This window comes from Mesorhizobium sp. M5C.F.Ca.IN.020.29.1.1 (genome assembly GCF_003997375.1).
Classification (GTDB): Bacteria; Pseudomonadota; Alphaproteobacteria; order Rhizobiales; family Rhizobiaceae; genus Mesorhizobium; species Mesorhizobium wenxiniae.
This window is the reverse complement of sequence record NZ_RZSW01000483.1, coordinates 1-4919: the sequence shown is the minus strand read 5'-3', so window position 1 is coordinate 4919 and position 4919 is coordinate 1. Positions and strand designations below refer to the sequence as shown.

The 4919-nt window shown below is 64.0% G+C and carries 3 protein-coding genes and 2 pseudogenes; 3 read left to right on the top strand and 2 right to left on the bottom strand.

Annotated elements, in window-relative coordinates; all coding sequences use genetic code 11:
• Positions 1–314 precede the first annotated feature (314 nt).
• Positions 315–422 (bottom strand): annotated as a pseudogene (locus tag EOA85_RS27665) (DUF2147 domain-containing protein); the annotation flags it as partial.
• A 215-nt stretch (positions 423–637) separates the two neighbouring features.
• On the opposite strand from EOA85_RS27665, the gene EOA85_RS27660 reads away from it, so the two are divergent.
• Positions 638–1153: a CAP domain-containing protein gene (locus EOA85_RS27660; RefSeq protein ID WP_127211885.1), complete on the top strand. Its 516-nt coding sequence runs from the start codon at positions 638–640 to the stop codon at positions 1151–1153.
• Positions 1154–1333: 180 nt separating this feature from the next.
• On the opposite strand, the pseudogene EOA85_RS27655 reads toward EOA85_RS27660, so the two are convergent.
• Positions 1334–2061: pseudogene (locus EOA85_RS27655) on the bottom strand (HlyD family secretion protein); the annotation flags it as partial.
• Positions 2062–2326: 265 nt separating this feature from the next.
• Here EOA85_RS27655 and EOA85_RS27650 point away from each other — a divergent pair.
• Both EOA85_RS27650 and EOA85_RS27645 read left to right on the top strand, forming a co-directional pair.
• On the top strand, positions 2327–3460 hold the full coding sequence (locus EOA85_RS27650; protein ID WP_127211884.1) for an efflux RND transporter periplasmic adaptor subunit: 1134 nt from the start codon (positions 2327–2329) through the stop codon (positions 3458–3460).
• The coding region (locus EOA85_RS27645; RefSeq protein ID WP_127211883.1) for an FAD-dependent monooxygenase at positions 3457–4919 on the top strand (1463 nt) is incomplete at its 3' end. The genes EOA85_RS27650 and EOA85_RS27645, both read left to right, overlap by 4 nt.

Genomic DNA, 4919 nt, shown 5'->3' with positions numbered 1-4919 from the left:
CCGGCGGCCCCGTCCTTGGTGAAATAGGGCGGCAAGCAGAAAGATGCGACGGCGCCGCCATATTCGGCAAATGCCTTATAGCCCGATCCGAAATTAAGCTGAGTTTGGTATCAGCAGCTCCCGATAGAGCCCACCGGTAGAGATCTCGACTGTTCATCGAGCGGCCTTGGCCGCCGGCGCTACAGAGGGTGACGATATCTTTTTAAGATTCCGTCCGCGCTGATGCCCTGTATCGATCGACGATGACGGCTCATGACGTTTTCTTTCCATATGATTGTCTCTGGATCGACAGATTTCCTGTCGATCCTGGTGCCTTATTCCTGACGCACCCAAATCTGCGAGCGACCGAGCATTGAGACACCAATGTAGCCGCGCACGTTGAGCTTCTTGCCGCCGTCCGTCAGTTGGATCTTGCTGCTGTAGACCTTGCCGCTGAAGTGTCTGCCGGCGAGCGGTCTGCGGCAGGAGTGCTCTTGTCGAGAGCAATGCGGCTATCGGCGGTGGTTGGGTGACTAACTTGGAGAATACCGCGCGTAGCGTGCAGTCAGCGGGGTTCGCGGACGGCTAAGCGCGCAGTGAGCGAGATTTTTGAGCGCCGGCCCGGCAAAAGCCATGATCACCGCTATGTCAGTCGGGCATGACCGTTGCCAAAATCGAAAATTCCGATGCCCGATCAAACTTTAACAGGCGAATGCTATTTAGAGCTGCCGGCCTTGCTGCACTGGCCGGGCTCGCTGCCTGCGCCACTGTGCTGCCCACCGGCGAAGGCGCCGGGGTCTCCGCCTCCGCCGTCGGCACACTGGCGGGCATCCGTGCCTCAGCCGGCCTCGGGCCGCTTCTCCCCGACCCTCAGCTCGAACAGGCAGCCCTGCAGCAGTCCGGCTATATGGCGCGCGGCGGCCGCATGACCCATACCACAGGCTGGGGCAAGGGATTCGCCTCGCGCGTCAAGGGCAACGGCATTAGCGGTGCTGCCGCCGAAAACATCGCCGAGGGCCGTTTCGATCAGCAGAAGCTGTTCGACATCTGGATGCATTCGGCCGGCCACCGCCGCAACATGCTCGACCCGCGCTTCACCCGCTTCGGTCTGGCCTATGTGCGGGACGGCCGCGACAGCTCGCTGCGCTACTGGAGCCTTGTTCTGGGCAGATAGGAGGTGTGACCGGCAAGTTGACAAGCCGTCAGCCCATATGCGCGGCGGGACCGGCGGTCGGACCAGCCTTTGGCTTGCGCAGCAGGAAAACAAACGGGATGGCAAGCAGCGTTATGATCATCAGCAGCTTGAAGTCATTGACGTAGTCTCAGGCTTCATCAGCCGATGGACCGAGGTGGTCTATTGCGCCTCACCCGCCGTGGCGTGGCCGAAGATGCTCGGAAGCCCGCGGGAAACGCCGGTGTCCACCGTGACCGTCGCACTCATGCCGGTGCGCAGCGCCATCTTGGCGTCGGCATCGGCCAGTTGCAGGCGTACCGGAATGCGCTGGGTGACCTTGACCCGGTTGCCGGTGGCGTTTTGGGCGGGCAACAGCGAGAACTCGGCCCCCGTGCCGGCGCCGATCGCCTTGACCGTGGCTTCGAACGTCTTACCCGGATAGGTGTCGACCACGATTTCAGCCTTCTGGCCGGGCTTCATATTGGTGAGCTGGATTTCTTTGAAATTGGCATCGATCCGGGTGTCGCCGGTCTCGACCAGCGAAACCAGCGGCGTACCCGAGCCGACATACTGGCCGACCTTGAACGAGGCAGCCTGGCTGATGATGCCGGCGGCCGGCGCCCTGACCGTGGTCTGCCCCAAATCGTAGGCAGCCTTGTCGCGCGCGGCGAGCGCCGCCATCACGGTCGATGCTTGTCGGTCTCGATATCGGGATTGCCGCCAAGCGCAGCCCTGGCGCTGAGGATGCCCTGCTCGGCCGCGGCCAGTTGCTGCTTGGCCTTGTCGAGATCGTTCCTGGCCTCATCCAGCGACGATTTGGCGTTAATGCCCTTGCGGGCAAGGTCGGCGGCCCGATCATAGTGCGACTGCGCGTAGTCGACCTGGCCGGCGTCGAAGTTCTCCTGCGCTACCAGTGTTCCGGTTTTTCCCTGGGCGCCCCATTCGAGGACCTTTCAAAGGGCCAGCATGGAAAAGGTCGGTCGCCAAAACATCGGAAAATTTTCAGAATCCGATCGGGATTTCAGCGCCTGAAAAGCCGAATGAAAGCGTGCTGGTGAACGGGCGAATTGACCCTGTTTTCGGCGCCAAGGCGTCCGGCCCCGTCTCCAGCAAGGATCATAGCCGGCTGTCGCACCCATTCCGGCGCCGGTCGCAACATGGATAGGAGACAACATGACTGCCACATTCCACAGCAGGTTGATACGTGGCCTCGTCGGCGTATCGATCGCGGCGCTCGCCTGCGCCGCCGCCGTCACCTGGTACGCTGCCAAGGGCGAGGCCGCGAGCGCAAAGCCGGATGTGCCGGAAGCGAAGCTGGTCAAGGCCGTGACGGTGAAGCCGGCACCGCAGGCGGACAGCCGGCTCGCGATCGGCGAAATCCGCCCACAGCGCGAAAGCGACCTTGGGTTCCGGCTCTCCGGCAAGCTCGTGCAGCGCACGGCAGCAGTAGGCCAGATGATCAGGAAAGGCGAAGTGCTCGCCCGCATCGAGGACCAGGATTATCGCAACCGCTTGCGCAACGCCGAGGCCGATGTCGCGGCGGCGCAGGCCGTGCTGGTCGAGGCTAGCGCCGCCGAGGCCCGCCTCAGAGCGTTGCTTGCCAAAGGCTTCACGACGCGCGCCAGCTACGATGCGACGTTGAAGAACCTCCGCTCGGCGCAAGCCAAGCTGGACTCGGCTAAGATTGGCTTGGAGATGGCCAGGGATCAGCTCGCTTATACCGAACTGCACGCGGATTTCGACGGCTTGGTGACGGCGACTGGCGCCGAGGAAGGCCAGCTCGTCAATGTCGGGCAGATGGTCGTGCGCATCGCCGATCCGCAAGCCCGCGACGCTGTCTTCTCGATCGCCGAAGCTGTGTTCTCAAATCGCCGCAGCGCTGGGCATCCGCCGGAGATCATGGTCTCGCTGCTGAGCAACCCGGCGATCTCGACATCCGGCGTCATACACGAGGTGTCGCCTGTGGCCGATGCCGCCACCCGCACCTTCCAAGTGAAGGTTTCGCTGCGCAACGCCCCGAATGAAATGCGCTTTGGCAGCAGCGTCGCGGGCCGTGTCAACGAATCCGGCGCGCCTGTCGTGGTGCTGCCGGGAAGTGCACTGTTCGACAAGGGCGGTAAGCCGGCCGTGTGGATTGTGGGCGCTTCCTCGGCCGTCGAGCTGAAGCCCGTTGTCATTGCCCGTTACGAGACCGAGCGGGTCGTCGTCAGCGGCGGCCTGGCCGAAGGCGATGTGGTCGTAACCGCCGGCGTCAACCGGCTGCGCGAACACGAACAGGTTCGCATCGCGGCAGGAGAATCCCGATGAGCCCGTCACAAACGAAAGTCCTGATCGCCGGCGCCGGACCGACCGGGCTGACGCTTGGCCTCTGGCTCACCCGTCTCGGCGTGCCGGTCCGCATCTTCGACAAGTCCGCAGGTCCAGGCGAGACATCGCGCGCGCTCGCCGTCCAGGCCCGCACGCTCGAGTTCCATCGACAGATCGGCATCGTCGAGGAGGTGCTTGCCGCCGGCGTGCGGCTGGAGCAACTCACCGTGCGCACGCCGGCCGGCATTGCCGCAAAGCTGCCGCTCTCCGACTTCGGCCGCGGCATCAGCCCGTTCCCCTTCGCATTTGCGCTGCCGCAGGACATTCACGAGCATATCCTGGTCACGCATCTCGAGCGCGCCGGGGTTCGGGTCGAGCGCAACACGGAGCTGGTCGCGTTCGAGGACAGGAGCAGTTCGGTTGTCGCCACATTGCGCAATGGCGGTGTGACCGAGACAGTCTGCGCTGCCTATCTCGTCGGTTGCGACGGCGCCCGCAGCACCGTGCGGCATGGGCTAAATATCGGCTTCCCGGGTGGCACCTACGAACAGGCCTTCTACGTCGCCGACGTGACGGGCAGCGGCGCGGTCACCCGCAATGGCATGGACACTACGGTCAGCGCTTACGGTTTCGCGATCGTCATGCCGGTCAGGCAATCCGGTTCACTGCGTCTGATCGGCATCGTCCCGAAGGCGCATGAAGCCGACGAGACGATCACCTTCGAGGCGATCCGCGCGGATGTCGAGAGCGACACGGGTATCAAGGTCAACGAAGTCAACTGGTTTTCGACCTACCGCGTCCACCACCGCGTTGCCGAACGCTTCCGCGTCGGCCGCGTATTCCTCTGCGGCGATGCCGGCCACATCCACAGCCCGGCCGGCGGCCAGGGCATGAACACCGGCATGGGCGATGCGGTCAACCTGGGCTGGAAGCTCGCTGCCGTGGTTCAAGGCCGTGCCGATCAGCGCCTGCTCGACAGCTACGAGCCTGAACGCATCGCCTTTGCTCGAAAGTTGATCGAGAGCACCGACACGGCGTTCCGCTTCATCACCAGCCGCTCGCGCCTGGTCGGCCTGTTCCGGCGCTATCTGATGCCGAAGATCATGAACGTGCTGCTGCACACGTCGTACGGCTCGCGTGCCTTCTTCGGCCTGATCTCGCAGGCCGCGATCCAGTACCGTTCCGGGCCGATCAGTTCCGGCACGGCCGGGAAAATCAGCGGCGGCGACCGCCTGCCCTATGTCCTCTCCGCCAGCGGCAACAATTTCGAGCCGCTGCGCTCGCTGGACTGGCAGGTGCATGTCTATGGCGAGGCGAATGCCGAGTTCCGGGCGATGCTGGCTCCGACCGGCATCCCGATCCACAGCTTCGCCTGGTCCGACATGGCTAAAGCCACGGGCCTGCATCGCGACGGTGCCTATCTGGTGCGGCCCGACGGCCATGTCGCGCTGGCCTCGCC

Coding starts and splice junctions, on each gene's coding strand:
- EOA85_RS27650 (WP_127211884.1), top strand. CDS start 2,327: ATGACTGCCACATTCCACAGCAGGTTGATACGTGGCCTCGTCGGCGTA.
- EOA85_RS27660 (WP_127211885.1), top strand. CDS start 638: ATGACCGTTGCCAAAATCGAAAATTCCGATGCCCGATCAAACTTTAAC.